General features: G+C 45.5%; 24 protein-coding genes. 10 read left to right on the plus strand and 14 right to left on the minus strand.

The genetic code is table 11. The features are described 5' to 3' along the window. Positions 1-38: 38 nt before the first annotated feature. Both RIH33_RS02310 and RIH33_RS02315 read right to left on the minus strand, forming a co-directional pair. On the minus strand, positions 39-284 hold the full coding sequence (locus RIH33_RS02310; RefSeq protein ID WP_406653403.1) for a cold-shock protein: 246 nt from the start codon (positions 282-284) through the stop codon (positions 39-41). A 348-nt stretch (positions 285-632) separates the two neighbouring features. Beyond that, complete coding sequence (locus RIH33_RS02315; protein ID WP_406653404.1) at positions 633-2,351, minus strand: DEAD/DEAH box helicase; 1,719 nt, start codon at positions 2,349-2,351, stop codon at positions 633-635. A 165-nt stretch (positions 2,352-2,516) separates the two neighbouring features. On the opposite strand from RIH33_RS02315, the gene RIH33_RS02320 reads away from it, so the two are divergent. After that, entirely contained in the window at positions 2,517-3,593 is a 1,077-nt protein-coding gene (locus tag RIH33_RS02320; protein WP_406653405.1) for a hypothetical protein, read from the plus strand. Between the two features lie 28 nt (positions 3,594-3,621). Here the strand turns inward: RIH33_RS02320 and RIH33_RS02325 are convergent, their stop codons facing one another. Next, complete coding sequence (locus RIH33_RS02325) at positions 3,622-4,977, minus strand: exonuclease domain-containing protein (RefSeq protein WP_406653406.1); 1,356 nt, start codon at positions 4,975-4,977, stop codon at positions 3,622-3,624. A gap of 134 nt (positions 4,978-5,111) precedes the next feature. Between RIH33_RS02325 and yaaA the strand changes: the two genes are divergently transcribed. Then, complete coding sequence (gene yaaA, locus RIH33_RS02330; protein ID WP_406653407.1) at positions 5,112-5,876, plus strand: peroxide stress protein YaaA; 765 nt, start codon at positions 5,112-5,114, stop codon at positions 5,874-5,876. A gap of 1 nt (position 5,877) precedes the next feature. Here yaaA and RIH33_RS02335 read toward each other — a convergent pair whose 3' ends face one another. Then, positions 5,878-6,630: an enoyl-CoA hydratase/isomerase family protein gene (locus tag RIH33_RS02335; RefSeq protein WP_406653408.1), complete on the minus strand. Its 753-nt coding sequence runs from the start codon at positions 6,628-6,630 to the stop codon at positions 5,878-5,880. 199 nt (positions 6,631-6,829) lie between these two features. Between RIH33_RS02335 and RIH33_RS02340 the strand changes: the two genes are divergently transcribed. Further along, the gene (locus RIH33_RS02340; RefSeq protein WP_406653410.1) at positions 6,830-7,534 is read left to right on the plus strand and encodes an MIP/aquaporin family protein; all 705 of its coding nucleotides are present in this window, start codon (positions 6,830-6,832) and stop codon (positions 7,532-7,534) included. 3 nt (positions 7,535-7,537) lie between these two features. Here RIH33_RS02340 and RIH33_RS02345 read toward each other — a convergent pair whose 3' ends face one another. Together RIH33_RS02345 and RIH33_RS02350 are read right to left on the minus strand one after the other, a co-directional pair. Then, entirely contained in the window at positions 7,538-8,575 is a 1,038-nt protein-coding gene (locus tag RIH33_RS02345) for a hypothetical protein (protein WP_406653411.1), read from the minus strand. Continuing rightward, on the minus strand, positions 8,576-11,404 hold the full coding sequence (locus RIH33_RS02350) for a S8 family peptidase (protein WP_406653413.1): 2,829 nt from the start codon (positions 11,402-11,404) through the stop codon (positions 8,576-8,578). A 243-nt stretch (positions 11,405-11,647) separates the two neighbouring features. Between RIH33_RS02350 and RIH33_RS02355 the strand changes: the two genes are divergently transcribed. Then, positions 11,648-12,493, plus strand: a complete 846-nt coding sequence (locus RIH33_RS02355; RefSeq protein ID WP_406653414.1) for a M57 family metalloprotease — start codon at positions 11,648-11,650, stop codon at positions 12,491-12,493. A 57-nt stretch (positions 12,494-12,550) separates the two neighbouring features. Here the strand turns inward: RIH33_RS02355 and RIH33_RS02360 are convergent, their stop codons facing one another. After that, positions 12,551-13,099 carry a DUF2911 domain-containing protein gene (locus RIH33_RS02360; protein ID WP_406653415.1) on the minus strand — a complete coding sequence of 183 codons (549 nt, stop codon included), beginning with the start codon at positions 13,097-13,099 and terminating at the stop codon, positions 12,551-12,553. 134 nt (positions 13,100-13,233) lie between these two features. Between RIH33_RS02360 and ppgK the strand changes: the two genes are divergently transcribed. The 4 genes from ppgK to RIH33_RS02380 all read left to right on the plus strand — a co-directional run bounded on the left by ppgK (position 13,234) and on the right by RIH33_RS02380 (position 17,553). Next, positions 13,234-13,974, plus strand: a complete 741-nt coding sequence (gene ppgK / locus RIH33_RS02365) for a polyphosphate--glucose phosphotransferase (RefSeq protein WP_406653416.1) — start codon at positions 13,234-13,236, stop codon at positions 13,972-13,974. Positions 13,975-13,997: 23 nt separating this feature from the next. After that, entirely contained in the window at positions 13,998-15,677 is a 1,680-nt protein-coding gene (locus tag RIH33_RS02370; RefSeq protein ID WP_406653417.1) for an AMP-binding protein, read from the plus strand. Beyond that, on the plus strand, positions 15,667-16,602 hold the full coding sequence (locus RIH33_RS02375; RefSeq protein ID WP_406653418.1) for a D-2-hydroxyacid dehydrogenase: 936 nt from the start codon (positions 15,667-15,669) through the stop codon (positions 16,600-16,602). The genes RIH33_RS02370 and RIH33_RS02375 overlap by 11 nt, the downstream gene beginning before the upstream one ends. A 114-nt stretch (positions 16,603-16,716) precedes the next feature. Then, positions 16,717-17,553, plus strand: coding sequence for a hypothetical protein (locus tag RIH33_RS02380; protein ID WP_406653419.1), 837 nt, complete (start codon positions 16,717-16,719; stop codon positions 17,551-17,553). Positions 17,554-17,629: 76 nt separating this feature from the next. On the opposite strand, the gene RIH33_RS02385 is transcribed toward RIH33_RS02380, so the two are convergent. The 6 genes from RIH33_RS02385 to RIH33_RS02410 form a co-directional block, all read right to left on the minus strand. Beyond that, positions 17,630-18,226, minus strand: a complete 597-nt coding sequence (locus tag RIH33_RS02385; protein WP_406653420.1) for a sterol desaturase family protein — start codon at positions 18,224-18,226, stop codon at positions 17,630-17,632. Positions 18,227-18,301: 75 nt separating this feature from the next. Then, the gene (locus tag RIH33_RS02390; protein WP_406653421.1) at positions 18,302-18,907 is read right to left on the minus strand and encodes a hypothetical protein; all 606 of its coding nucleotides are present in this window, start codon (positions 18,905-18,907) and stop codon (positions 18,302-18,304) included. Positions 18,908-18,941: 34 nt separating this feature from the next. Next, positions 18,942-21,365, minus strand: a complete 2,424-nt coding sequence (locus RIH33_RS02395) for a leucine-rich repeat domain-containing protein (RefSeq protein WP_406653422.1) — start codon at positions 21,363-21,365, stop codon at positions 18,942-18,944. Beyond that, on the minus strand, positions 21,352-22,185 hold the full coding sequence (locus RIH33_RS02400) for a hypothetical protein (protein WP_406653423.1): 834 nt from the start codon (positions 22,183-22,185) through the stop codon (positions 21,352-21,354). Before RIH33_RS02400 ends, RIH33_RS02395 begins: the two co-directional genes overlap by 14 nt. Continuing rightward, on the minus strand, positions 22,182-22,754 hold the full coding sequence (locus RIH33_RS02405) for a hypothetical protein (RefSeq protein WP_406653425.1): 573 nt from the start codon (positions 22,752-22,754) through the stop codon (positions 22,182-22,184). Before RIH33_RS02405 ends, RIH33_RS02400 begins: the two co-directional genes overlap by 4 nt. Positions 22,755-22,776: 22 nt before the next feature. Continuing rightward, positions 22,777-23,265: a nucleoid-structuring protein H-NS gene (locus RIH33_RS02410; protein ID WP_406653427.1), complete on the minus strand. Its 489-nt coding sequence runs from the start codon at positions 23,263-23,265 to the stop codon at positions 22,777-22,779. Positions 23,266-23,533: 268 nt separating this feature from the next. Between RIH33_RS02410 and RIH33_RS02415 the strand changes: the two genes are divergently transcribed. Together RIH33_RS02415 and RIH33_RS02420 are read left to right on the plus strand one after the other, a co-directional pair. Beyond that, positions 23,534-24,100: a hypothetical protein gene (locus RIH33_RS02415; protein WP_406653429.1), complete on the plus strand. Its 567-nt coding sequence runs from the start codon at positions 23,534-23,536 to the stop codon at positions 24,098-24,100. A gap of 123 nt (positions 24,101-24,223) precedes the next feature. After that, positions 24,224-24,601, plus strand: a complete 378-nt coding sequence (locus tag RIH33_RS02420; protein WP_406653431.1) for a hypothetical protein — start codon at positions 24,224-24,226, stop codon at positions 24,599-24,601. A 38-nt stretch (positions 24,602-24,639) separates the two neighbouring features. Here RIH33_RS02420 and RIH33_RS02425 read toward each other — a convergent pair whose 3' ends face one another. Continuing rightward, the gene (locus tag RIH33_RS02425) at positions 24,640-26,289 is read right to left on the minus strand and encodes an alpha-amylase family glycosyl hydrolase (protein WP_406653432.1); all 1,650 of its coding nucleotides are present in this window, start codon (positions 26,287-26,289) and stop codon (positions 24,640-24,642) included. Positions 26,290-26,550: the final 261 nt, after the last annotated feature.

Consider the following 26,550-nt stretch of genomic DNA (forward strand, 5'->3'; position numbering starts at 1 on the left):
ACAATTTTAGAATGGCCTTTTACTTTTAGAAGGGTTATTTATTGGTTTTCATCTTTCTTTTCGTCCTTCTTCTCATCTTTCTTTTTGTCTTTGGCCTTTGGCGGCTCTGGTGGCTCGTCACTGAAGTTGCCAAACTCATCTACATAGACAATCATATCATCCAAAGTTCCCCCCTTGTCATTATTTTCCTGACGTTCCTTTTTCTTCTCTTGCTTCTCCTTCTTCTTCTGGAGCTTTTTCTTCTCCTTCTGTTTTTTGATAAAGCTATTTTGTGATCTTGCCATAATTGTAGAAATATTAAATGTAAAACATGCTGCCCTATCCCTCCCCGGATGTGCCGGGTAAGTCCAGCATTCAGGCTTATTAAAATAAAGGGCTCATCAGTACTTTAGAAGAAAGATATTAAGTTGTTGTTAATCAACTTTTTATGAGCCCAAATGAACAAAAGCGATGATAATGCAACATTATCTATTGCCGCTTTCATACTGCAAAGATAAACTTTTTCCGATGGTTTCCAGAGATGATCTACCCACAGAGTTTGGCGCTCAGGTCAACTGATTGATTTACGCAGGGTTAGGGCATAAAAAAGCGTTCCCCACTGGTTGTCGGGAACGCTTTTCGGCTCTGAAATCTTATCTTCTTCTACTTGATCTTCTTCCGAAATCCTTCTTGGGTCGAGCCGAACGGCGTCCGCCACCTCCACCACCGGATCCGTAGCTCTTCTTAGGTCCTGAAGGACGTTTGGATCGTTGTCCACCATCGTCATCCCTATTGACACGAATGCTGCGACCTTCTATCTCCACACCTTCAAACTTCAGGTTCATCCCCTTATCGTGTCCATTGTCCACATCAAAGTAAGCACAGTTTTTCTGCAGTGATAGCTCACCAAAGTACTTTCTATCCACGCCTGATACATCAGACAAGAAGTGAATAATGTCAGCGTTGGTCATACCGTCGATACTCCCAATATTGACAAAATAGCGGTGAAACTTGCTCTTGTCGCGCTGATCCGGAGATCCACCCGCTGCCTCATTGAGGTTGTTACTATCACCACTCTGGCTCATAATGTGATCCAGCTGGGTAGTGATCAAACGCTTCAGGAGATCATCCTTGCTCAGGTCAGCAAAGCGACCCTGCATGTCTTGTAGGATAGCATCTGCCTGATCATCCACCTTCGTATTGATGATGAAATTGGCCCAGTTGTGAATGCGGTTGGACTTAAGCGCTTCCAAAGTGGGAACTTCTATTCGCTCGAATTTAACTTTGATTTTCCTTTCAAGTTCTTCTATTCTACGGCCCTCCCTTGGGTTGATAAAAGCCAGGGAAATACCTTTCTTTCCTGCTCTTCCGGTACGCCCACTTCGGTGCGTATAACTTTCGAGCTGATCCGGTAGTGTGTGGTGGAGCACGTGGGTGAGGTCATTTACATCGATCCCTCTGGCCGCCACATCGGTTGCAATAAGCAGCTGCATGGACCGTGTTTTGAATCGCTTCATTACCGCGTCTCGTTGTGCCTGGGACAGATCTCCATGCAGTGCTTCCACTCCATAGCCAATTGCACTCAGATCATCCGCAATTTCCTGTGTTTCGCGCTTGGTGCGACAAAACATGATTCCCCTCATTTCGGGTTGCATATCCAAAAAGCGACGTAACGCGGGTATCTTATTGCCCGTTTTGGTGGTTACGTACTGATGAGTGATGTCCTTGTTACTTTTCTCTTCACTGTTTACAGAAACTTCCAACGGAGAGTCCATGTACTTTTTCACGATCCGTCTGATCTCAGCGGGCATGGTGGCTGAAAAAAGCCAGGTGACCCTTTCGTCCAGGGTATGGGATAATATGGTGTCTATGTCTTCCTTGAAGCCCATATTGAGCATCTCGTCAGCTTCATCCAATACCACATACTTGACACTGTCCAGGTTGACTGCCTTGCGCTTAATCAAGTCAATCAGTCGGCCAGGAGTGGCTACTACGATCTGAGTTGGTTTTTTGAGGGCTTTTATCTGATTCATGATAGCCGCTCCGCCATACACCACCTCTATGTTGATGGCTTTATTGTTTCTGGAAAAATCCATGAGTTGCTTGGCTGTTTGCTGACCAAGCTCTCTGGTAGGTGCCATGATCAATGCCTGAGTAGCTTTATTGTTCTCATCGATTAAATCAATCAATGGAAGGCCAAAAGCGGCAGTTTTACCCGTACCTGTCTGAGCCAAGCCGATAAAGTCGGTTGGGTTTTGGGTAAGGAGCATCGGAATGGCTTTTTCCTGGATGGGTGTTGGGTTCTCAAACCCAAGTTGATCAAGAACTTCAATAATTGATGCTGAAAGTCCTAGTTTGCTGAAATTATTCAAAAATATTGTGTTAAATGAGGCACAAAGGTAGCCAGAACCAACGTATAAGTTGGGTTATTCAATTATTTAGTTTAAATCACACGGGAAATGGATTCATTTTAATCCCTTAACAATTTACTTGTGATTCTTTTTTTATAGATTCCGTTGTCTAAAATTTAATTTCCAATGGACGCAGGACGAATTCTTGAAATTGTGACCGTGCTGGTACTCAGCAGCTACTTCCCCATCCTTACATATTCCTTTTTCAGGTATCGGCTTACACGTAAACAGCAGGAGTTGGAGTTGCTCCTGGATCGGGTAAATTTGCTCAAAAATCGACCTGGGGCTGTAAAGGAGCACATGGCCAGGGAATTCACTTCACGTGATTATTTCTTGCCAGTCACTTTTGTGACGTTTATCACCTTTGTAGGAATGGTGATATTATTAGCCTCCTGGGTGATCTATGGCCTGCCGGGTGCTCACAATCCTGATGGTTACCGAAGTGTCATATTCTCTGGCAGCGCCTTTTGGGAAACCGCTAGCGTCTACTCGATAGAAAAGCGCAATCTTGCAGTGGTTGCTTTTTCCATCATGGGGAGCTTCATAGGAGCCTCTCAATACATTTATCGACGATTTTCCACCATTGACCTCACACCCGGTAACTTTTTTTCTGTGGGTATTCGCATGGTCAATGCTGCCTTGATTTCCTTAATGTTAGCATTTTTAAGCAAAGACGTTGGATTTTCAGAAGGCAACCATATTCTCGCAATCTCCTTTTTGGTGGGCTTGTTTCCAGAACGAGGCATGCGACTTCTATTAAATAAGGTAAAATTCTTCCCGAAAGAGGAAGATGAATTCAAAAATCGGCCGGTGGATGTGGTGGAAGGAATCAGTGCCCTTCATAAACAAAGGCTAGCAGAAGTTGGTATTGATAATATTCAGAATCTCGCCTATTTCAATTTCCTAATTCTGATAATTAAAACCCCCTTTCCGGTGCAAATGCTTTTGGATTGGACAGCTCAGGCCAAGCTGGTGGTTGAATTTCAGCACGAATTTGAGCTTCTACAAAAAGCGGGGATACGTAACGTATTGGATTTTCTGGATGCTCTACAAAATGGCACCAATCGCCTTGAGGAAATTGCTCAGATCACCGGTATCAGCCGGTTGGCGTTGGAAGTCAATCATGAAAACCTCCGAAATGATCAGTCCGTGCAACTATTGGTTCATTTCAAATCGGAGTTGGAAACGTTTCGGGTGGAATAGCAGTGTCATATGAAATTAGATTTTGCTTTCAGCTTGTTGAAATTATCCGGGGTTTGTTCTTACTTAGATAAGTCTGTATAATCGCTATTTTTTCCTGGCTAGCCGTGTCTGTGTTGAGATAATTTCTGAAATCATCCAGCGTACTTACAGTGTGGAGTTCCTGGTTTACCACACCATATCCAATGTATTCATGATCCTCGATCATCACAAATGCCTGCTCATTGGACATCAACCCCTTTTCTACGATCACAAAATCACTCTTGCTAAAGCTTCTTTCGGCAAGGGCCGTTTGAATCCTGGTATTGTGACTCCCGGCAGGCTCCAGTTGCCGACATGCACCCAGGCATATGTGCTCAGCACATCGCTCACCTGGTTTTAATCCGCATAGCTGAGGACATAGTTCATATTGTTTGCACAACTTTTCCAAATAGGCCTCTCCCTCCCTTCTGGTGTTGAAAATCAGTCCATTGTCATTGTTTGATGCACGTGGAGACACCTGAAGGTGAATGTACCCAAAGAGGTCTGTGCTCACACTCACCGAATAAGCTGCCTTGCGGTTGGGAACGTGATTAAACACTGGCTGATGCTCCTGAATGGCAGACATCACTTTGAGTCGGGCGATCAACTCACTCCCGGTACCTTCAAAATCAATATCAGCCAATAAGGACTTCATCTCCATGGCCTTTCTGGCTTTACTCACCAGCAAGGTTTTGACCTTTTTGAAAAGGTTACCAGCACTGCCAATAAAGATGGGTGTGCCCTGATCATTATAAAAATAGTACACCCCTGCCCCTTCCGGCAAGCGATCCACCTGCTCTCTTTTGAGCTGATGCGGGAGCGACTTTACCCATTTCTCACTGGCCAAATTAAAATCGCCGCCAGAAGCTTCCATGATCATTCTAAAGAGTTGGACGGTAGCTTCTGCATCGCCACGAGCCCTGTGTCTTCCGTGAATGGGTATTCCCAGGTCCTCACAGATCTTTCCCAGACCGTAGCTCCTGTGACCGGGAATAAATTGTCTTGACAATCGCACCGTGCATAATTTCGGCCGCTCATAGGCATACCCCAACCTCCTGAATTCAGAGCTGATCATCCCAAAATCAAAATTGACATTGTGGGCCACAAAAGTGGTGCCTGCTGTGATATCCAGCACCCGCTGGGCCACTTCTGAAAAGGTGGGGGCGCCTGTCACCATCTCATTGTCAATACCCGTGAGTTGTGTAATGAAGCCCGGGATAAACATCTCCGGATTAATCAGGCTGGAAAATTCATCGAGGATCTCCTTACCATCAGTTACGAAAATGGAAATATCCGTAACCCTGGAGGAATGCGTCGTCCCGCCAGTCGTTTCAACATCGATTACAGAATATAATTTAGCAGACAAATCTTCACTTTTAAGGAGGCCATAAAGCTAATAAAAACTGAAGGGTGTATGAGCGATTGGATGCACTTCATTTTTATATTTGCCATTCGAAACATTTCTCCCCTCCTGGAGATTTATAGATCAAAAAAGAACTTATGATTGCTGTACTCTCACCTGCCAAGACATTGGACTTTGAAACTGAAACAACCCTTGAGAAAAGTAAGGCCCGGCTGTTTGACAGGTCCAAAGTACTGCTGGACACCCTGAAAGATAAAAACGAGCAGGACCTGCAAAGCATGATGAGTATCAGTGACCAGTTGGCAGCGCTCAATGTGAAACGTTTTCAGAAATTTTCCACCAGGCACACACCCAAAAACTCAAAGCAAAGTCTTTTTGCGTTTAGAGGAGACGTCTATGTGGGGTTAGACGCTGATGATTTCTCAGCTGATGATACGGCGTTCGCTCAGGATCACTTGCGGATATTATCAGGGCTTTATGGACTTTTGCGGCCCTTGGATGGTATACAGCCCTATCGATTGGAAATGGGCACACAACTTCATGTAAACGGTTATAAAAACCTGTACGAGTTTTGGGGAGACACCATCTCTAAAACCCTCAACAAAGATTTGAGAAAGCAGGGCGATAAGGTATTGGTCAATCTGGCATCAGTGGAGTACTTCAAGTCAGTGGACCGGAAAGCCCTGAAAGCGAAAGTAATTGACGTGGATTTTAAGGATTTCAAAAACGGAGAGTATAAGATCATCTCCTTTTTTGCTAAGAAAGCCAGAGGTCTCATGGCCAGATATATGATCAAAAATCGAATTAGCCAGGTAGAGGATCTAAAAGGATTTAATTACGAAGGCTACTATTTTGATGAGCAAAACTCCACTGACACCTTTCTGGCGTTTAAGCGAGGGTAGCCTACCTGTACCTGGCCAGTGCTTTTTTTGTAAAATCTGAAAGCACCAGCCGGCCACTCATGGCCGCCCTTTCCGCCAGCAGTGCATCCCAGTTTTCACAGCCATCCCAGAACACTCTTTTGAGCGCCGTTCTGGCCTCCGGACTGGTGGCAGCCAATGATGAGGCAATTTTCATGACCGCCTGATCAAGCTGTTGCACATCCGCATGGATTTCAGCGTACAGTCCTTTTTCCTTGGCCCACTGAGCCGACTGAAACTCAGTAGCATTAATAGAGAGCTGTGAAAACGCTGCCAGGCCTATTTTTCGCTCCACCGCAGGCCCTATCACAAAGGGACCGATACCTATGGTAATTTCACTTAATCGGATAGACGCATGTTCAGTAGCCAGGCAATAATCTGCAGCAGCAGCGAGGCCTACTCCACCCCCTACCACCTTGCCCTGTACCCTGCCGATGATCAGTTTGGGGCACTTTCTGCAGGCGTTGATTACATTGGCAAAACCAGAAAAGAATGCCGTGCCTGTTTCGAGGTTATCTATCTGAACCAGTTCATCGAAACTAGCCCCTGCGCAAAAAGTGCGATCTCCCCCACTTTTCAAAACAATAACCTCTACAAGATTATCCTTGCCACATGCATCAATGGTCTCCGCCAGTTCCGAGAGCATCCCGCTGGGCAGCGCATTATGCTGTGGGTGAAAAAACGCTATTTCGGTAATGCCATCCTGTAGATCCTTTCGTGTGACGTATGCTTCCATTTTTGGTGTTTCGGGGTGTTTGTTTTATGGGTGGAAATTTAAAGGGAATTTCCAAAAGGACCCTAGCAACCACCAGTTAAACCAGAGGCGATTTCATGATTTGACAGCCACATCTGTAACTTAAAGCTGACTCAGTTCAATTTACCGTACGCATAAATGTTTTTTCCTTTAATTTGTTAACCAAACCATCATCCACCCTATGCACCCAATTATTGGCGAATTTGTCGGCACCTTCATACTGCTACTGCTGGGCAATGGCGTAAATGCCAATGTCTCCTTGAACAAAACCTATGGTAACAGTTCAGGATGGATCGTAATCTCAATGGGTTGGGGTCTGGCGGTCTTTGTGGCAGTCTTCATCGCAGGTTCTTCAAGTGGCGCGCACATCAACCCTGCAGTGACGCTGGGGTTGGCCCTCGCAGGTCGATTTTCATGGTCAGCGGTCCCTGCTTACATACTCGCTCAAACACTTGGCGCCTTTGCCGGAGCCTGGGTTACTTATCTCCAGTACCGCCCGCACTTCTCCGCTACAGAGGATCAGGATGTTAAGCTCGGACTTTTTTGCACCGGGCCCGCCATCAAGTCAACCTTTAATAATTTTATTTCGGAGGTCATTGGCACTTTCACGCTCATATTTGCGGTGTTTTATCTGTCATCAGGTGAGGGGCTCGGTTCTCTGAATGCCTTGCCTGTGGGCCTGCTTGTTGTGGGCATAGGCTTGTCATTGGGAGGTACCACGGGATATGCCATCAACCCCGCACGCGACCTTGGCCCAAGGATTTTTCACGCACTGGCCCCCATTAAGGGAAAGCGAGATAGCAACTGGGGGTATGCGTGGGTGCCTATAGCCGGCCCGATAGTGGGTGCAGCGTTGGCAGCGGGACTCTATTTAGCCCTGATGTAGTGATCACATATTATCGAAGCCAGAAACATAGACGGGATGCCCTTTCAACTCCTCCAGGTTGGCTCCTTTAGCCACTACCGCCATTTCCTTTTCTGAGGAAAGTATCCTGATAAGCCCCTGATCCAGCTGCTTAAACTGCCCGTATAAATCAGATTTCGGGTCGAGACAGATAATGGCAGTATTCCGTCCGGAACGAGCCAATGCATCTTCCAGTAAAGTCTCTATAAGCTTCTGCCTGCCCTCCGGATAAAAAATCCCTTCAACTGACAAAAACCTAAAGTTCTTACTAAACAACCTCCGGATCAGCGGGATTCTGGAAATCAGACCAAGCAGAAGTTTTCCGCCTGGGATTTCATAGATTTTCCATGCTTCAGAGTTGGCCTGTAGCCCGGCGATCAGCTCTCCATTTTCATAATAGCCCAAATAGCCGTCTTGAAATCCTATATTCTCCGTGGTGAAGAGGCAATGCTGCTCATAGGCTTTCCTCAAAACTGCCTGCACACTATCCCATTCGCGCTCTTGGATGGATTCAATTTGAGCGTGCCTTTTTGGAAAAAAACGACTAAAAAACACCGTTCGAAACCTCCCAACTTCCTCAAAGCCAAAGGACGAAATGAGTCTTGAGGACCTTATGTTTTCCGGATCCACATAGGCATAAAATAAATGATTGTCCGGAGTGTCCAATACTCCCCCTGAGAGGACTTCAGTAATTTCATCTTTAAGAACAGACTTCTTTTCAAGCCGCATCATGGGGTTCGGTTGAGACCTGAACCGCTTTCGAAAAGTAAAATACCTGATATAGTGGCAAGGTGTATTTCGCCCAGTGTTGATGGTGGTTCTGCCCACCAGGCAACAGGCTCCCACCACACTACCCCCTAGCTCCACTGTAAGAAAAACGGGTTCCTTTATGTGATCCAGTTTTGGGCTGACCATGAGCTGCTGGTAAACCAGGCTCTCACCCGGTGTACCGATGATGTTTTCATTTAGTAACTCCCTTAGCTGCTTATTGGGAGCCCCTCTGTGTATTTTCAGAATGCGCATCTATTGAATAATCAACTTACCATTAAATGATTGATTGCCTGCCTCTATCCTGTAAAAATACAAACCACTCCGAATGCCATGGATCGGCACAGATTCCTGACTACTCAACAACCGCTGGGTAAGGATAAGTGCTCCCCCACGGTCGTACAGATGAAAGACTGGTGGCTCTGAATCAAACGCCCTGGTATACACATTGAGAAAGGGCGAGTTATTCAAAGGGTTCGGGAAGATCAGTATCGGTTGTTCTGTCAGATAATAGGTATTGTTGGCTGTTTGACTGAGCGTTTGACCATTTTGAAAATACAAGGTCACCCGGTGCTCATTATGGCCTTGCCGGGGCCGTGAGTCCAGCAGCCGGATGCTGGTGGTAGTCGGATTGATCAACTCTCCTACCCATTCAAATTCTTCATCTGATCTTCTTTCAAACAGAATCCGCTCTATCCCATAAGTAGTACTCAGACTAAGGTTAAGATAAATACCTTCCTCCAGCGCTACCTCCTGATAAAAGGAACTCAGGAAACATCCAGCACCCTGCGCCGTATAATCAAAGGTGTAGCTCGGGAGAAAAGCTTTGCCAGAACTGCTAATGGGCTGAATGGAGAACTGTGAGCCCGTGAGGTCTTGTTGGTTCAGCAGCAGAAAAGTATCCGTCACCACTGCGAAAAGTTCAAGATGCCTCTCTCCCAATACGGAAACCTTATATTGTGCCGCCTGATTCTGCCCGGGCCATTGAAGCATCAAAGAGTCTCCGCAGTTAAATCCGACCGAGGTATTGAGTCTTCTGGAAATGGTGAATACCTCCGTTTCGTATTGCACGCCATCTATGGACATACGGGCTCTGGCCATACCGGTCAGAGCATCAGGCAAAGAGTTCCATCGGAAATAACCTTTTTCCAGTGCTACAGTCTCTTCAATCATCCGCCAGTCACTTTCACCTTCCATCTGGTATTCCAGAGTGCCTGTTTCACTTCCGAAGGTACTCACCCATCTGAAATAGGTGGTAGTTTCTCCATTATAGGGAAAATGATCACTTCCCGTGGGAAAGTCCCATTCAAAGGTATCCAGTGTATCCCAGTCATAAACCACCTCAAAGTGTTGTGATTGAGTGAGGAGCCCTTCTCCTTTTATCGCCAGCTTATAAATGCCTGCTTCGGGTGTGCTCAGTGAAATCTGCTCAATGTTATTCAGATGATCTTCGGCTCTGACCGCAGGGAGGCTGAGTGCCTGGCTATCTGAAGAGGTACTGAGTACCCATGGGTGGTAGATGGTTCCCTTGGGATCAGACAAGTCCATATCCAGGTCATTGATTAGCGCGATGGCATCACCGGGATGTGCCGGAGGATCTGTCCAAACCAGCGTCATCTTCAGATTGGTTGCAGTCTCCGGAATCAATAAGTCAAAGGTCCTGACCTCATCCTGAGTAATAGCTGATGAAATAAAATTTCCCGAAATCAGGGATTGCATGGATTTCCAGGCATTGAGGCCCCCAAACCCGGTAATGTGATCGGGGCCTGTTTCACCAACATCATCTGCCCCATTAATAAAGAGAGCCTTAATGAGCGCAGATGTAGGCTGATAACCATAGAGCTTACCGAATTGCTCCTGAAGCAGGGAAGCTGTACCTGACACCAGGGCCGCCGAGTTAGAGCTTCCATACATACTGTACGATACGATTTCCGGCTTTACCCGACCATCATATGCCGGGCCACGGGATGAGAACTCCAACCTGTGGCCGGTGGTATCTACAGCGCCTACTACGAGCGCATTTTTGGCCATTTTAAAATTACCGGTTATGTTGCAAAATCCATTAACCCCAGCATAATGGCCTTCCTGAGCAGTCAACGATCCCTGATTTCCACTACTCATCACATGCAACAAAGTGGGATTATCATAGGCACTTTGGTCAAAAGCCTCAGCCTGTAACCCATAAAAGCTCTCTATACTGGTACCGTAGGAATGATTTTGAACATGGATATCGCTCTCAGTAAAATAATCATGAGGCTGTGGAAGTACATTATTGAAACCAGATGAAGAGAGCTGAATAGCCCGACTAACTCCCTTACCGGTTATAAACGAGTTACCTGCTCCACCAATCACTGTGGCCATTTCAGTGGCATGCTGACTGATTTCCGGGGAGGACACCTCCGAAATAATGCTACGCCCTATCAGGTCTATATCCTTAGGGTCAAACTGGTCTTCCTGGATGGACAGCGTAGATTTGCTACCATTTAGCAAAGGAAAAAAGTGATGAAGTTTATTGACTCTATTCGGGTTCAGGTTAAGATCGATCACCCTGCTCTCATTAATTGGTTGCACAGACTCCTTTGAGATGAACAGAACCTGTGGGTTTCCGGCGATTTCCAGCAGGTATTTCCCTTGAGTTTTTAAGGAATATAAACCTCTTGAGCGGTCAATGATTTCGGCATTTCCAAACTTTTGTAGAAAAAGCAGTATATCAATTGATGAACTTTTGAGCATATAGGTTCCCCACCTGTCAGGTGGGCTCAGGTACTCACCGGATTGTAGTTTCCAAATATTATTTGTTCGAATTTCACTAATGCCATATAATTTGTTTTTAGTAAGATTGACACCCCGCAGGATGTACGAATTTTGACCTGTTCGCCGAAGAATTTGAATGGAGGTGTCCCTCAGGTAATCCTTTTCAAAACCTTCGTGGAAAACAACCTCCAGAATAGGAACGTCATTTTTTCTTATTTCTGAGCCCATTTTATCAGAGCCTTCGCCCCTGCCTGATTCGCCAGTCATGATCTGCCCCTGAGCATAAAAACACAAAAGTGTTAACACTAAACAAGCTGGTACCTTAATCATTGATTTCAAATTAGTCATAAATTTCCCCCAAAGGCTTCAAGAATGCCCACTAAACCATCCTGAAATTAGGATTTTCAGCCTTTTATTGATTTCGTTAAACAGAATTTTATTTTGCTATACCACATAAAAGTGTTATAATATCCTATGTATCAAATGATATATAGGTAAAATAAATACAATCATTCCCTCTGCAAATAGAATCTATTTTTCTACATTCGATGCATAACTAAAACCTAATTCATTATGTCTAAATTAAAATTCACGCTATTTAGCACTGCTGTGCTTCTGGCGTCTTTCACGTTGGTGACGTCTTGTACACAAGATGAAGTAGTACCTAATAACAATGAGATTTCGTATGAAGTCTCAGCCAAGTTCGAGGAACTTGGATTTGACGTAAGCGATATCCGCAAAGTCAACACCACCAATCCACTGACCAAAGAAACCACATCTGGTTTCTTACTCGAGGGGGATATTATGATTCCTTTGGCACAGATGGAATCAATGCTAGGAAGTGAGCTCTTTCATCAGGGCCCATGCGGTGAACAGTACCGTACCAATAACCTTGTGAGTTCACCAAGAACGATCTCGGTCATTGGCTACACGGGAGGTTCTCAAGCCTTGGATAACACCATGCGTACTGCTTTGAGCTGGGCTGTAGACAACTACAATGCGCTCAACATCGGGCTCACCTTCACACTCTCCTATGGGACCAACTACGGTAGCAAGGATATCGTAGTGTATAAAGGAGGCAGTGGTGCCGGGGGATCAGCCGGATTCCCAAGTGGCGGAAATCCTTACAAGTATGTGCAAATCCTTTCCGGAACAAGCAGCTATGGAACAAACGTAACCGAGCACGTGATCACTCACGAAATTGGTCATTGCCTGGGTATGAGACATACTGACTACTTCAATAGGTCATTGTCTTGTGGCTCCGGTGGAAATGAAGGTGATGGTGGTGTAGGTGCCAACCACATCCCGGGTACTCCTACTGGTTTTGATGCCAACTCCATCATGCTATCTTGCTTCAGCTCAGGTGAAGATGGCGAGTTTGGCTCTTATGATGTGACTGCTTTTGAGTACCTCTACTAAAAGGTTCAGACCAGTCTATTGCTAATAAAAAAGGCTGCCATTCGGCAGCCTTTTTTATTACTCTGTAATGACAGGGACTTCCATCTTAATTTTGTCCCATTTAAAAACGATTTTCGCTCCCGTGTCATACAATGGCTCTAATGCAATGGTAAATTGCTCTGTATGCTCGGACGGCAACACTGGAATCATCACGGAAAGAATGTCTAACTCACTATCTGCTTCAAAAGCACCCCACTCTCCAAGTTCCGTGTTTAACCTAAACTCAAAGTATTGAGGACCAGGGATCGCATACATGCGGTAAGTTCCTTTTTCCACTGCCTGATCTACAAAAAGGACATCCTGACTGAATGTGATCTCAGTGGACTCATTAGCGCCAAGTCGCCAGTACGCTCCAAAGGGTTGCAAAGCTTCCTCTTCTTCTGTACCGAAAATCAGGCGATCCCGTACAGACGGTCTACTATATGAGATATCTACCGTCAGCTCTCCATTGGTAAGGTTGGCTGCTCCTCTCGGACTGAGTGTTCGGTTTCTGTTATCCAGATAGAAGTAGGCCACTACCAGCAGGACCACAACTACTCCAAGTGAGATTAATATTTTCTTCAGCATTTTGTTGATGTTTATTTTGGGCACAATCTAGCGATAATCTATTGTATGCAGGATACCCCGGAGATGATTTATTCCAACTCAAGCTAACCGGAAACACTGCCTATTCATTCATATTTTGGTAAGTTTAAGGCAGGATGAAAATATTAGGAATAGACATTGGTGGCACCGGGATCAAAGGGGGTATTGTAGACACTAAAAAAGGTGAATTAATCACTGAAAGGCATAGAATCGCCACACCGGATCCGGCAACACCAGCGGCTGTTATAGAGACCGTCATTGAATTGGTGAAGGAGTTTAACTGGAATGGGCCCATAGGTTGTGGATTTCCAGCTGCGGTGCGACACGACATAGTGGTTACCGCTTCCAATATAGACAAAAGTTGGATCGGCATGAATGCAGCCAAAGCCATCCAAAAAGCAACTGGTTGCCCCACTCACCTGGTGAATGACGTAGATGCTGCGGGCATGGCAGAAATGAAATTTGGAGCTGGAAAGAACCAAAAAGGCGTGACCCTCATGGTGGCGGCTGGCACGGGAATCGGTACGGCCCTGTTTATAGGTAAGCATCTGGTCCCCAATACAGAGCTCGGCTTTGTGCATGTAAAAGGGATGCCTGGCGAACACTATGCGGCCAATTCAGTTAGGAAGTCCGAAGATCTCTCCTGGCAGGAATGGGCAGAAAGACTGAATGAATATTTTAAAAAACTGGAATTCCTGTTCTGGCCAGATCTGTTTATTTTAGGGGGTGGCGTCAGCAAAGACTTTGACTCGTATAAACAATACTTTACTTTGGATACCCAATTGGTGCCTGCCGAGTCAAGAAATCATGCCGGAATCATAGGAGCTGCTCTGGCGGCTAAAGAAGCACTCAAATAGATCACTTATCTCATACAGACAACATGAAAGACTACCCATGGCTGGCCCAGTACCCGGAGGCTACTCCCCACGACATTGATCCTGACACCTACCCTTCACTGGTGGCCTTTCTGGCCGACTGTGTGGCGAAATTCGGAGATAAGAGTGCCTATGAAAATATGGGCGTGGAAATATCATTTAATGACCTGGATGAGCTCAGTAGTGCATTTGCCAACTACCTGATGCATGAAACCAATCTTGAGAAGGGCGACCGGGTGGCTCTGCAGATGCCTAATGTGCTCCAGTATCCGGTGGCGCTGTTTGGTGTCCTCAAGGCTGGAATGGTAGTGGTCAATACGAACCCTCAGTATAAGCCCTCCGAAATGGAACACCAGTTTACAGATGCGGGGGCGAAAGGCATTATTCTGCTCAACACCTTCGCCTTCAAACTGGAGGAAATTTTGCCGAAAACCCAGATTGAGACGATCATCATTGCTGAGGTGGGTGATATGTTGGGAACGCTAAAGGGTGCATTGGTTGATTTCATGATCAAAAGGGTTAAGCGAATGGTGCCTGATTACGATCTCCCTATGGCTGTGGATTTTCAAGAAGTCATCAAGGCAGGTAAACAGCATACCTATACGCAACCCGAAATTAGAAACACAGATCTGGCGCTGCTGCAATATACAGGTGGCACTACAGGGGTAGCCAAAGGTGCGGCACTCAGCCATCGCAATCTGCTCGCCAATATCGAACAGGTAGAAGCCTGGATGCGTCCAAAACTGGTGGAGGGTGAAGAGGTAACAATCACCGCCCTCCCACTCTATCACGTATTTGCGCTTACGGTGAACTGCTTTGGAATGCTGAAAATCGGGGCCAAAAGCGTCCTCATTACAGATCCCAGGAAAATGGATGATTTCATTAAGGTACTTAAAAGTCACCCGTTCTCAGTAATCACAGGGGTCAATACACTCTTTAACGGGCTGGTTCAGAGGCCTGAGTTTCAGAATGTCAATTTTGAGCACCTGAAAGTAGCCGTGGCAGGTGGCATGGCATTACAAAAAGCCGTCGCTGATAAGTGGAAATACCTCACCGGCAATGACATTGTGGAAGGCTATGGCCTTTCAGAAACATCTCCACTCCTCACCTGCAACCCCATAGACGGCACTGAAAAATTAGGAACGATTGGTTTGCCCGTCCCCTCTACCGAAATCAAAATTGTCAGCGATGAAGGCGCAACCCAGGGTGTTGGTGAATTTGGGGAGATCTGGGCCAGAGGACCGCAGGTGATGATGGGTTATTGGCAAAACCCCAAAGAAACGGACATTGTGATGGAGGGTGATTGGTTCAAAACCGGGGACATTGGTTTCTTCGATAGTGAAGGATTCATCAAAATAGTGGACAGGAAGAAAGAGATGATCAATGTGTCCGGGATGAAAGTTTTCCCTAATGAAGTGGAAGATGTGATTGCACAGCTGGAGGGTGTTTTGGAAGTAGGCGTGATCGGTGTGGCACACAAAAACTCCGGGGAAGTGGTTAAAGCCTTCATTGTAAAAAAAGATAAGAACCTGACTGAAGAAGTGATAATGAAGCACTGCCGGGATCATCTGGTGGCTTACAAAATGCCAAAGTTTATAGAATTCCGCGAAGAACTACCCAAATCCACGGTCGGGAAGATTTTACGCAAAGAACTTCGAAAAGAAGAAATTGCCAATGCCTTATAAAATTGTGGTATTGGACGGCATTTATGCCAACCCCGGAGACTTGAGCTGGGAGGCCTTAGAGACTTATGGAAACCTCACGGTATACGATCGAACCAGCCCGGAACAGGTCATGGATCGCGCAATGGATGCTGATATTCTCATTGTCAACAAGGTGGAATTAAGAAAACCTTTGCTCGACAACTTTCCACATCTGAAAATGATTGTGATCTCTGCGACAGGCATGAACAATGTAGACCTGGAAGCAGCAAAAGCCCTTGGAGTTGTGGTGAAGAATGTAGTGGGATACGGTGCCCAATCGGTAGCACAGCACACTTTTGCACTAATACTGGAATTGACCAACCGGGTTTCTGCTCACAATGACAGTGTACAAAAAGGTGAATGGGATGCAGAGAAGGGATTTAGCTACACCACTTCTCCGGTCACTGGACTGGATGGTAAAACCCTTGGTATCTATGGTTTCGGAAGTATTGGTCAGGAGGTGGCCAGCATCGGCCGGGCCTTTGGTATGCGCATCATGGTAGTGAGCAATCATGCCGTCCCGACTGATTATCCCTTTTATGAATTTGTAAACCTGCGTGAATTATTTGAGCAATCAGACCTCATCAGTTTGCATGCACCCCTGAGAGATGACAATAAACATGTGGTAAATAGTGCACTCCTCAGTCACATGAAGCCGGATGCACGCCTGATCAATACCGCCCGAGGGCCTTTGGTCCATGAAGAGGATTTAAAAAGCTGGCTCATAGCCCACCCGATGGCAGGAGCGGCGTTGGATGTACTCGAAACAGAACCACCTGGTCCGCAACACATTCTGTTTGGGTTGCCCAACTGCATAATCACCCCACATATGGCATGGACCGCTAAAAGTGCCAGAAAAAAACTCATTGTTGAGGTGACCTTATTGGTGAAAACGTTCGTTTCCTGACAAAATTCACTTTTAAGGGGTTTTTCATGGTTTCTTTTTCTACTCTGGGCCCAAGTCATTGGGCGTAGTTCCTTATTTTTGCGCCTGGTACCCAAACGCTTACTTCACTTGCTTATGAGACTTGGTCAGCTCTCCAGACAACTCAACCTGGACACTACAGATATTGTCAATTTTTTGGCTGAAAACAATATTGAAGTCAAAGATCATCCCAATGTTAAGTTGGATGAAAATGCTGAACAGATGGTGCTGGAAAAGTTTGCCGAACCAAAACCTGAGGAGCCCGTGGAGCGCATAGAAGCTTCTGAGCAACTCAACATCGATAACGAACCGGCAGAGATAAGTAGTGATGCCCTTCTGGAAGAACCGGGTGATTTAATGGAGAAGGGGCTGATTGATGAACCAACGGTGGATATCCCTGAGGTTGAACCCGTGGAGTCAGCGAATATAGAAGAAGCAGCCGACCCAGAAGAGGAAACACCTGAGTCTGAGGAAGAAATAGAAGTCATTAAAGCCCCCAAAATAGAACTCCCGGGGCTGAAGGTAGTGGGAAAAATTGACCTGCCAGAACCTAAAGCACCGAAACCGGAAGCTGATCAGGAGACCAAAGAAGAGGAAGAAAAAGAGGAATCGATTCCCAAGGTAAGGCTGGTACATCATAGCAAGAGAAACAGCAGGCCCAGACTGACTCCCGAGCAGCTTGAAGAAAAGCGACTTAGAAATAGGAAAGCGAAGGAAAAGCGAATTCGTGAAGCTGAGGAACGAGCCAGGGCCCGGGAGATTCAGCGACTAAAAGACATCAAGGCTGAGCACTATAAAAAGAAGCTGGCTAAACCAAGCACCAAAGCGACAGCAAACAAGAAGAAAGCATCCGCTAAGCCAAAGCACAGTACCAAACAAAAGCCACAGCCCAAGTCGTTATTGGGTAAATTCTGGCGATGGCTGAATACCTAAATTTTGCAGATGTAGATTAATTCCTCTCAAAAGAATCCTGAAGCTTCAATCACTTAAGCTCGCAATTCGCCTTATTTTAAGGCATTGTGCGAAATACAAAATCCCAAAGTGGAGAGGTGACGCCAAAGGCTTTATGGCCTTGACGGTAATGATGAATGCCATGGTGCACCCAGAATATCTTAAGGAAATTTTTAGGGGGGCGATAAGCATGCACCAGGTAATGAATGAACAGATAACCGGCGTATCCGAATAGAAATCCCGGCAAGAATGCAAATACCTGATCCCCTATAACCAGTTTGAACAGGAAGAGTAAAATCGTAGAGATGGTAACACTCACAATGGGAGGCATGGCCAATCTATCCTTATCCTTCGGGTAGTCGTGATGCACCCCGTGAAACTTATACTGAAAATTTTTACGAGCGCTCGTGTGGGTGCTCATATGAAAAAGAAACCTGTGAATGGAATATTCCAAAAGGGTAAAAAAGAGCAATCCTCCAAAAAACAATCCTGTAGTGACCAGGGGAGCCAGTTGCACTGTCACAATACTCCAATAGAGCAGCCCCATCCCGTACAGGATAAATATGCTGATTGGCAGGGCTATATGTGTTCTTGTCAGGCGCTCCAGGATCGGATTCTTAAACAGTCGCTTAGTTCCTTTATTGTGTATTTCCATATGAGACGCTAAGTTAATTTTTTACGGCGGGTTTTAATTCTTTTTGGTGGAAATGAAGAGAACCACAAACAAACACTACCTTCTGGCTCCGCCTCGCTTCATTTCCTCGATGGTATTGACAGCTGTTTGGAGCTCTCTCTTCAGGCGTACCTGAGTTTCTCTTGACTTATCACGGTGGGTTTCAAACTCTTTCCTCTGCTGCTCATACTCCCTTTTAATGCGGGAAGTAGTGGCATTACTTTTTACAAACATGCCATAAGCCAATACTACCGCCACCACAAGAATGAGGATGATCACCCATACCAAAATGTGATAGGCTGTCTTTTCCATCTCTATCCCCAGAAAAATGATCCCATCATTGGTTTTTTCGCTTTCAGCAAGTCGTGCACTCACCTTACGCAAATCTGACTTCAGGGAATCTATGTTCCCCTGAAGGTTTGCAATCGTTGATTGAAGGGAAGTGATTTCTTTTGACTTGGCTCTCAGTGTGTCTTCTATATTCACCCAAAACCCTTCAATTTCCGTCTGTCTGATCACCTTGTATTGCTCATAGGTGGAAGACTTCTGCATGATCTGTTCGTACTGATCTTTTAGGCTCTCCTGCGCGTGTCCTGCCTGGCTAGCGGCAGCCACGGTAAATAGTAATAAACAAAGTTTCAGTGTTCTATGAACCTTTTTCATCTAATAATCGCTGGTTTGTATTGATTGTATCTGATTAATAAAAAGTCACCTCACAGTTAGGAAAAATTTCCTTGAATTCGCCAATCTTATGGGACCGAATTCTGGTATTGTAGCAAATGAGTGATTTCAGACCGCTAATATCGTAAAGCCTGTCCAGTTGCCAAACTCTTGTGTTGCTTATATTTAATACCTGAAGCTGGTAGAGCTCTTCCAGTCCCTTTAATTTCTTGATATTGGTTCCTGAGCAATTCAAAGTGACCAGGGTCCGGTTTTCACTAATCGGCCTGAGGTCATCCACCGCGGTATTAGAGATGTCCAGGGAGCGCAAATACTGTAAAGTAGCCAGCCCTTCAAGGTCCATCAGCGGGCCATTCTTACAGGTGATCTGTTCGATATCTTCGTGCACATTCAGGTCGATCAGACTGGTGACTCCCGTATTGGAGAGCGAAATGTCTTTTAGGTTGATAAATCTATCCAGCGTCCTGAGAGACGCAATCGGAGTGTTTTCTATTTGGACAGAGCGGCTTTCGATGAGTTGATGTAAAGTGAAAGCATCTACTTTATTGAGGTCAAAGGCCTTTTTCCATGGGTCGGAGAGCTCTTCCCACCACGACAATAAAAATTGGGACTGATAAATTACTACGGTCTCCGGGTTCACTTTCAGGAAAGCTCTTACCCGATCTTCGGTGATATTGGATTGATCTGCATCCACCAGCACCAGCTTATTCAGGGATTGGATGGACCTGATGTCCTGAATAAGGCTTCCCTTCACGATAATGTATTTCAGGTTTTTGTTTTGCTCTAACCCGGCCAGTGTTTCTATGGGCAGCTTCTCTCCTACCAGGAACTCAAGGTCGGCCATCCCAGCCGTAAACCGCAGGTCGGTGAATAAGTTTTTACTCACGTTTAAGTACCTGAGTCTTGTGAATTTCTCAAGGGGTTTGGAGGACACCAGTTGCTGATTGCTCACATCCAGCGAATCGATGTTGAGGAGCCTGATCACATCCTCCTTGGAGGGATCTGAGCGCCCTACTTTCTGGGTTAAGACCGTTTTCCAGTCATAAGGCAGGTTTTTCCACCATACTATCACTTTCTCACTATTAATAACCACCACGAGCCCGGGTTTGGCTGTCATCAGTTGGGAGGCCTGACCCTCGGACACTCCTGTGTAGTCTGCATAGACTTTCTTCAGTTTAGGGCAATCCCTGAGTGGACTCAGGTTGTTGACAGTGGTCTGGTTAATATACAGTTGCTCCAGAGCGGGATGACTTTCTAGGCCTGCCAGGCTGCTGATGTAGGTCTCAGATAAGTCTAGCACTTTCAATGCCTTGAAACCACTAAGTACTGAAAGTGTCTTCACTCCGGTCCGGGACAACATGGCTTTTTGAAGTTGTATGCTTCCGCTAAGCACTTCGGGATCTGTAAAGGCAGTATTTGAAAAATTAATTGTATTCAAGCCGGTCAGATTTTTGAGCGGTGTAAATACAATCACGTTGGATCCTGAGAGGTTCAACGTTTCCAGACGGGTAAGCCCGCCAATGGCGGTGATGTCTTGCACCAGGGTCTGCGAAAGGTCAAGCACCCTGAGGTTTTCGAAGTACTGAAGCACATCAATTTTCGATAGTCGGGTATTCAATGCGCTTAATTTCTCCAGCTTCATCGCATACCGCAGTGGCCCCAGGTCATCTATTTTGGTATTGCTGATATCCAGCACCTTCAACCCCTTCAGGGCGGCCAGCGGCTGAATGTCCTGAATCATCTGATTTCCAGACAAATTGATACTGTCAATGGCTGCGATCTTAAAAAGCGCTTCATCTGATATGCTGTCAAATTCCACATATGACTTGAAAATGCGCGTCCATCCATACGACAAATTCTCCCACCAGTTTCTCAGCTCCTTTTCGCGACTGATTTTGGTAGTATAAACACTCACGATCTTCAGGTCCGACTCATCTTCATCCACGTTCACCTCCAGAAATCTCCTGGAAGTGTTTTTAAAAGGATTACCCTCAAGTGTGATGGCATCAATGGTGTTTTGGAAGGATACTAAAAAATAAGTCTTTCCATTTTCCCGCTCGGCTTTTGTAATCTGGATATCTTCAAACGAAAAAGAGATGTCCTGAAAGAAAAAATCCACATCCCTGAGATAGCCAGGTACATCCTTGTTGGTAATGGCATTTCGGTCAGGTAGCAGATCATCTTCTACCTGCACCTGTCGGTTCAAAAAGATTTTCTTATAACTCTCAGTGAGAATGGCTTCTTTGTCCCGTGTGGGGGTTTTGGAGGATCCCACAGTATTGAGCATATACTGATAAAAGGACACCAGGCCCCGCACTTCCGAGAGGTAGGCTTCGTCCGTGTCTGCAGTTTGATTCTCCTGGCCGAAGCTTTCGAAAACACCGATGAGTAAAGTGAACGTGAGGAATATGAAAACGGGCTTCAGCCTAGTTTTTGTCATAGAGGTAATCTTTCAATTGTTTTTGCTCAGTAGCCCCAACCTTCACCAGGTTAGAGATCAACCAACCGGTGTTAAATCCGGGTCTGTTAAAATTGGACAGCTCGAAATACCAGCCATCCACTTCAAAGAAGTGGAATTTTACATTTTTCACTGTTTTAAATTCCAGTGTGCCGCTTTTCATCTCATAAAGGAAAAGCGTGAGGTAATCAGGCTCCCATTTTCTGGAAGTATATTGTTCCGGATTTTGGGTGTTCTTAAAAGCTTTTTTGAGGGTCATGAAATCCAATTCATGGCTCATGGGGTGTATAAACATTTTTTGCTCAGAGGTATCCTTGCTGAAGGAGGATTTAAAGGGATCGAAGGAGACATCATCAATGACCCATTCATAACCCTGGCCTTGCTTCTGCAGGATCATGTACAGCATCAGACTGACTTCTTTGCCTTTATGGAGAAAGGTGGTATTCACTTCAGCAAACCAGTCTCCGGAGTGAAAATCCAAAAACACAGGATTCTTCTTATCCAAAACCTCTTTGATAAAAGTGTTGGCCGCCTCACTCTTCACATACCCTGTTTCGGTATCAAAAAGTATCGGCAGGTATTTCTTTCTAAGCCCGGCATCTCTGTATTTCTTATCCTCCGGATAGTAGCGATTACCCCGCTCATCTTCCTCCCCGTTGAAGCGGTGAAAGAACTGGTTGATTTGCTTGGTAGAAGCATATAATGCATCCTCGGTATCTTTCATTTCATCAGTGACCGATCGCTGGGCCACTGATGAAGTGAAAGTGATCACAAGGGCTGTAACCAATAGGCAGTACCTCATGCAGAAGTTTCGGTTACCCGCACATCACCCAGCAAGACATCCCAAAATTCGATCGTCCGTCCGGCTATTTGTGTTTCCTTCTTCTTCACGTAGATCGTGATGTCCTTCTTGGTGGTATCCTTGTAGCTCATACCATCATCCGAAGTTCCTTCAAAGCGCTGATAAATGGTAATGACTCCCACAAAACTGCCGTCTGGTTGTTGTTCCAGATCACTGATGTAGTGAATGTCGTACCATTTGATGCTTACTTTATCATAATTGAGCGCCATAAGCCGCTCAAAATACTGGCGAACTTTGTAGTAGGAGATTTCTTCTTTGGATAAAGAAGATACACCCATTTCACTGTCAGGTGCAAAGAGCTCTTCTGCCCGATCCATCACCCGTTGAGCTTCGGAATATTGGGTTTTCTTATCTCCGATAATGCTGATGTATTTACTAAGGTCCTTCACTTTTTCCAACGCCAACGAGTCAATCGCTTGCTTTCTTCTTGGATCAATATCGGACTGTGCAAATGCGTTAGAAACCAGAAGCAGCGTGGCTGCCAATGTGATGTATTTGAATATTTTCATAATTATCTGTCTTTATTTGGGTTTATTTCTTGAGCACCAACTCTTTGATTTTACCATAGTCATCCAACACCATTTCTTCCACTTTGGCCTTGTTGTTGCCGGTATCCTTCAGGTATTCCAGGTACTTTTTAATGGTGGTGGGTTCGTCATAGTCAGCTGTGCCGTCTTTCCTGTAAATCACGATAAGCACCGGTGCATCGGGTCTGCCAAACATGGTCAGTGCCTCGCTGATACTTCCATTGGCCGAGGTGGCTGAAGGAGCGTTCGCTATGGCCGTAAAGTAATTCTCGAGTTTTTGAGACTTATTAGGCTCCTTCGTTGCTATTCGCTCAGGCTCTTCCAACTCCTCCGGTTGATCCTCGGCCAGCTCTTCTTCTATCTGTGCTCTGACTTCCTGTGGGTCTGAAACTTCGGCGACCTTCTTCTTGTTTTTACAAGCTGAGAAGCCTACAATCAGCGCCAGCAAAAGAGTGGTATTGATCAGCGAAAAATTCATTTTTTTGTGTCTCATTTTATTCATTGGTTTATCATGATCGTTAAACGTTATCTCTTGAAAGATGATATTAAATTTCTCCACTTTCCAAGACTGATCTGCTCATGCAAATAGCATTCCAAACTTACAGGGTAAGGTTTAAATTAAGTTTCAAATCAGAGAAATTATCATTTTGAGAAAGTGATGGTAGAATTGAGAATATAGCTCATTCTAAATCACTATCAGATCGAGCAAATTGTTGGTCTATCTAATTTTTGGTAAATTAAATCCCAAAACCCAAAGAACCATGAAGCCATTCAGCCTGCTCCTCTTTTTTGTCGTCATTCTTTCTGGTGCCGCACCATCGTCTGCTCAGACTAATCTAGAATGGGCCACTCTGGCTGCACCAGAAGCACACCGTGAAAATGCCACAGTGTATGGATATGACGAGAACGGAACATTCGTTTTGCTCCGTGAGGGTTCCAATCACCTGGTATGTATTGGGGATGATCCTGCCAAAGAAGGATTTAGTGTGGTCGCGTACCACAAAGACCTTGATCCCTTCATGGCCCGTGGGCGTGAATTGAAAGCCATGGGTAAATCTCTTGATGAAATCTTCGCTACCAGAGAAGCCGAAGCCCAATCCGGCCAGTTGGTGATCCCTGACAAGTCTACGCTGACGGTCTATCAGGCCGATCTGGATGAAAACGGCAGCCCCATCAATCCTTACCTGAGATATGTCGTGTACATACCCTTTGCCACGGCAGAGGAGACCGGACTGCCCACAGGCCCAATGTCTGATGGTGGCCCCTGGATCATGGATCCCGGCACTCATCGCGCTCACATCATGATTACCCCTGCCAGAAAAGATTAATGCCGGTTTAAAACAATCTGGTTATATTATTGTTTAACTTAGTGGATTATTTAATGCACTGAAAAATTGCCACTTAGGCAGCTGCACTTCGACAAACGAAAAAATCATAAATTTTAAATACCTATGCTTCAACAAACTAGGAGTAAAACTTCTTACGAAGAATTATTATCAAGCGTAATCGAAAACATTAAGAAACAGGGTTACGAAAATATCAGAGCTGATCTGAGCGAATATGAATCCCCTTACCAATTGATTGGGCAAACCAAAGATGTAAATTTTACTCCAGATGTGACGGCAACGAAAAACGACGGAAAAGCTTACTTTGAAATTTCTACCAAAGTGGACAATCCGAATGATCTGATTAACAAATGGAAATTGCTGGAAACACTGGCAACGATGAAGCGAGGCAAATTTCAAATATTTGTACCTCATGGTCACATGAAGTTTACACAGGAATTGGTGAAAGATTATAACATCAACGCTGAAGTTAGAAAAATCTAGTAAAAAGCCCTTCAAATTGAATTTGAAGGGCTTTTTTGTTAAGGACGTTTTCCAATTAAAAGTAGGCCGTCTCCCTTTTCAAAAGACACTTCTCCGTTGCTCACCTCCGAGGTTTCACCTGTATAGTAATTAGTGACCACCTCTCCATCCGTGAAGATTCCACCGGTTGTCACCGCGCCACCATCATTGTCCATCACCACAATCACCCGATCGCTCGTATCTGCGCCGCTGTAGGTCCTTGAAAAGGTATACGGTGTATCTTTGAGTAGTTGATGCTTACCCGCTCCTATGGCCACGTGCTCTTGTCTGAATTTCCCCAGTTTTTGCCAGTGTGACAACAAGTCCTGAGTCTCCTGGTCATTAAGATCGCCCCAGTTCATCATGGTGCGAAGGTTGGCATCCCCCGCTGCTCCTTCTGCCAGAAGTGGTCGGGCAGTTTCATCCCCATAATATATTTGAGCCTGGCCAGGAGTCAGCATCAGCATGGTGCCAGCCAGGTAGGTTTTGGTTCTTTCTCTGTCAAAAGGCCCGCCATCATCATGAGAGCTCACATAGTTGAGCACCGTATATCCTTTAAGGCTGGTGTTAAGCTGATGGGCATAATATGAGAAAACCGCTTCCGGCACTCTGCCTGCATCTTCTTTCATGGAAAAGTTGATGAGACTCTTGAAGCCATTCCGGAAAAAGTTAACACTGTCCTCAGCGTTATAGAAATAGTTCTGACCATTCTGGATGCTGTATCCATAGACCTCACCCATCATAAAAAAGTCCTGATCATCCAGCACCTCTGCTGGTGAAGCCGACTTCCAATCCCTGAAGGCCTCACTTGCAAGCTTATAGAGGTCGGCCCAAATGGAAGCTTCTGTATGCTTAGCAGTGTCTACCCGGTAGCCATCGATTCCCATCTCCCGCACATAGTCAGTGAGCCATTTCATGACATAAAACCTAGGTACTCTGGGGTATCCTGTTCTTTCAAAAAACACATCCAACTCGGCCAATTCTTGCTCCAAACGCCCCTCCTCAGTCCATTTTTCAATCAGAAAATCTGGAAGTTCAACTTCCTCATCACTGTCCGTTCGGATGTCAGGAAGGTTCTCCACCAACGTACAGGCGATGGTGGAAGCAGCGTCTCTATAAGTACACTGGGGAGTTGTTCGCACCCAATCATCCGGCCACTGACTGTCCTCTGGAGTAACCGGCCCGGTGTGGTTCACCACCACATCCATCAGTATTCTGATCCCATGTTCGTGAGCCACCCTAACCAGGTCTTTGAGATCCTCCATCGTTCCAAAATTAGGGTCAATGGCCGTCCAATCACGTGCCCAATACCCATGATAGCCATATGTCTTTCCGGTGCCCTCGTCCACATAACTATGAATCTGCTCCACAGGCGGATTAAACCAGATGGCATCCACGCCAAGGTCATCGAAGTACCCTTCCTCTACTTTCATTCTGATCCCCTGCAGGTCTCCCCCCATAAAACTCCTCAACAAAGCCCCGTCTGGCTTGCGGTCATAGCTGATGTCATTATCAGGATTTCCATTATAGAAGCGATCGGTCAACAAAAAATAAACTGTTGCATTTTCCCATTTGAAGGCCGATGGTTTATTTTCTGAGTTGGCAGTGGGCTTTTCAGAGCAGCCTGTGATGGCCAGAGCAATGAGCAATACAATGAGGAGCTTGTACATGGGATGTTTAGTTTTAAGAAGTAGCTAAAACTAAGAGAAAGAAGTAACTCTGCCAAGTAGAAAAAAAGAAAGCCGGCCCTGGGACCGACTTTCACGTGCTCACGCACTGGTATCTATTATAAAAAGTGGGATTTTAGTGTGAGTACCTAAACCAAAAAGCCCATATTGTTAGATCTGTTTAGTAAAGCAAATATCGAATTCCGTCTCTGCAACATCCTTTCACATAAGCATTACGCGTTCATTGCAAATTGATAAACAGGA

The organism is Marinoscillum sp. (assembly GCF_040222955.1).
In the GTDB taxonomy this organism is placed as follows: Bacteria; Bacteroidota; Bacteroidia; order Cytophagales; family Cyclobacteriaceae; genus Marinoscillum.

What these genes read in the sequence shown, in the direction of transcription:
- RIH33_RS02390 (WP_406653421.1), bottom strand. Translation starts at nt 18,907, where the DNA reads ATGAAAAAGGTTCATAGAACACTGAAACTTTGTTTATTACTATTTACC.
- RIH33_RS02340 (WP_406653410.1), top strand. Translation starts at nt 6,830, where the DNA reads ATGCACCCAATTATTGGCGAATTTGTCGGCACCTTCATACTGCTACTG.
- yaaA (WP_406653407.1), top strand. Translation starts at nt 5,112, where the DNA reads ATGATTGCTGTACTCTCACCTGCCAAGACATTGGACTTTGAAACTGAA.
- RIH33_RS02335 (WP_406653408.1), bottom strand. Translation starts at nt 6,630, where the DNA reads ATGGAAGCATACGTCACACGAAAGGATCTACAGGATGGCATTACCGAA.
- RIH33_RS02415 (WP_406653429.1), top strand. Translation starts at nt 23,534, where the DNA reads ATGAAGCCATTCAGCCTGCTCCTCTTTTTTGTCGTCATTCTTTCTGGT.
- RIH33_RS02350 (WP_406653413.1), bottom strand. Translation starts at nt 11,404, where the DNA reads ATGATTAAGGTACCAGCTTGTTTAGTGTTAACACTTTTGTGTTTTTAT.
- RIH33_RS02380 (WP_406653419.1), top strand. Translation starts at nt 16,717, where the DNA reads ATGAGACTTGGTCAGCTCTCCAGACAACTCAACCTGGACACTACAGAT.
- RIH33_RS02370 (WP_406653417.1), top strand. Translation starts at nt 13,998, where the DNA reads ATGAAAGACTACCCATGGCTGGCCCAGTACCCGGAGGCTACTCCCCAC.
- RIH33_RS02355 (WP_406653414.1), top strand. Translation starts at nt 11,648, where the DNA reads ATGTCTAAATTAAAATTCACGCTATTTAGCACTGCTGTGCTTCTGGCG.
- RIH33_RS02395 (WP_406653422.1), bottom strand. Translation starts at nt 21,365, where the DNA reads ATGACAAAAACTAGGCTGAAGCCCGTTTTCATATTCCTCACGTTCACT.
- RIH33_RS02345 (WP_406653411.1), bottom strand. Translation starts at nt 8,575, where the DNA reads ATGCGCATTCTGAAAATACACAGAGGGGCTCCCAATAAGCAGCTAAGG.
- RIH33_RS02400 (WP_406653423.1), bottom strand. Translation starts at nt 22,185, where the DNA reads ATGAGGTACTGCCTATTGGTTACAGCCCTTGTGATCACTTTCACTTCA.
- RIH33_RS02360 (WP_406653415.1), bottom strand. Translation starts at nt 13,099, where the DNA reads ATGCTGAAGAAAATATTAATCTCACTTGGAGTAGTTGTGGTCCTGCTG.
- RIH33_RS02320 (WP_406653405.1), top strand. Translation starts at nt 2,517, where the DNA reads ATGGACGCAGGACGAATTCTTGAAATTGTGACCGTGCTGGTACTCAGC.
- ppgK (WP_406653416.1), top strand. Translation starts at nt 13,234, where the DNA reads ATGAAAATATTAGGAATAGACATTGGTGGCACCGGGATCAAAGGGGGT.
- RIH33_RS02385 (WP_406653420.1), bottom strand. Translation starts at nt 18,226, where the DNA reads ATGGAAATACACAATAAAGGAACTAAGCGACTGTTTAAGAATCCGATC.
- RIH33_RS02420 (WP_406653431.1), top strand. Translation starts at nt 24,224, where the DNA reads ATGCTTCAACAAACTAGGAGTAAAACTTCTTACGAAGAATTATTATCA.
- RIH33_RS02425 (WP_406653432.1), bottom strand. Translation starts at nt 26,289, where the DNA reads ATGTACAAGCTCCTCATTGTATTGCTCATTGCTCTGGCCATCACAGGC.
- RIH33_RS02405 (WP_406653425.1), bottom strand. Translation starts at nt 22,754, where the DNA reads ATGAAAATATTCAAATACATCACATTGGCAGCCACGCTGCTTCTGGTT.
- RIH33_RS02310 (WP_406653403.1), bottom strand. Translation starts at nt 284, where the DNA reads ATGGCAAGATCACAAAATAGCTTTATCAAAAAACAGAAGGAGAAGAAA.
- RIH33_RS02410 (WP_406653427.1), bottom strand. Translation starts at nt 23,265, where the DNA reads ATGAGACACAAAAAAATGAATTTTTCGCTGATCAATACCACTCTTTTG.
- RIH33_RS02375 (WP_406653418.1), top strand. Translation starts at nt 15,667, where the DNA reads ATGCCTTATAAAATTGTGGTATTGGACGGCATTTATGCCAACCCCGGA.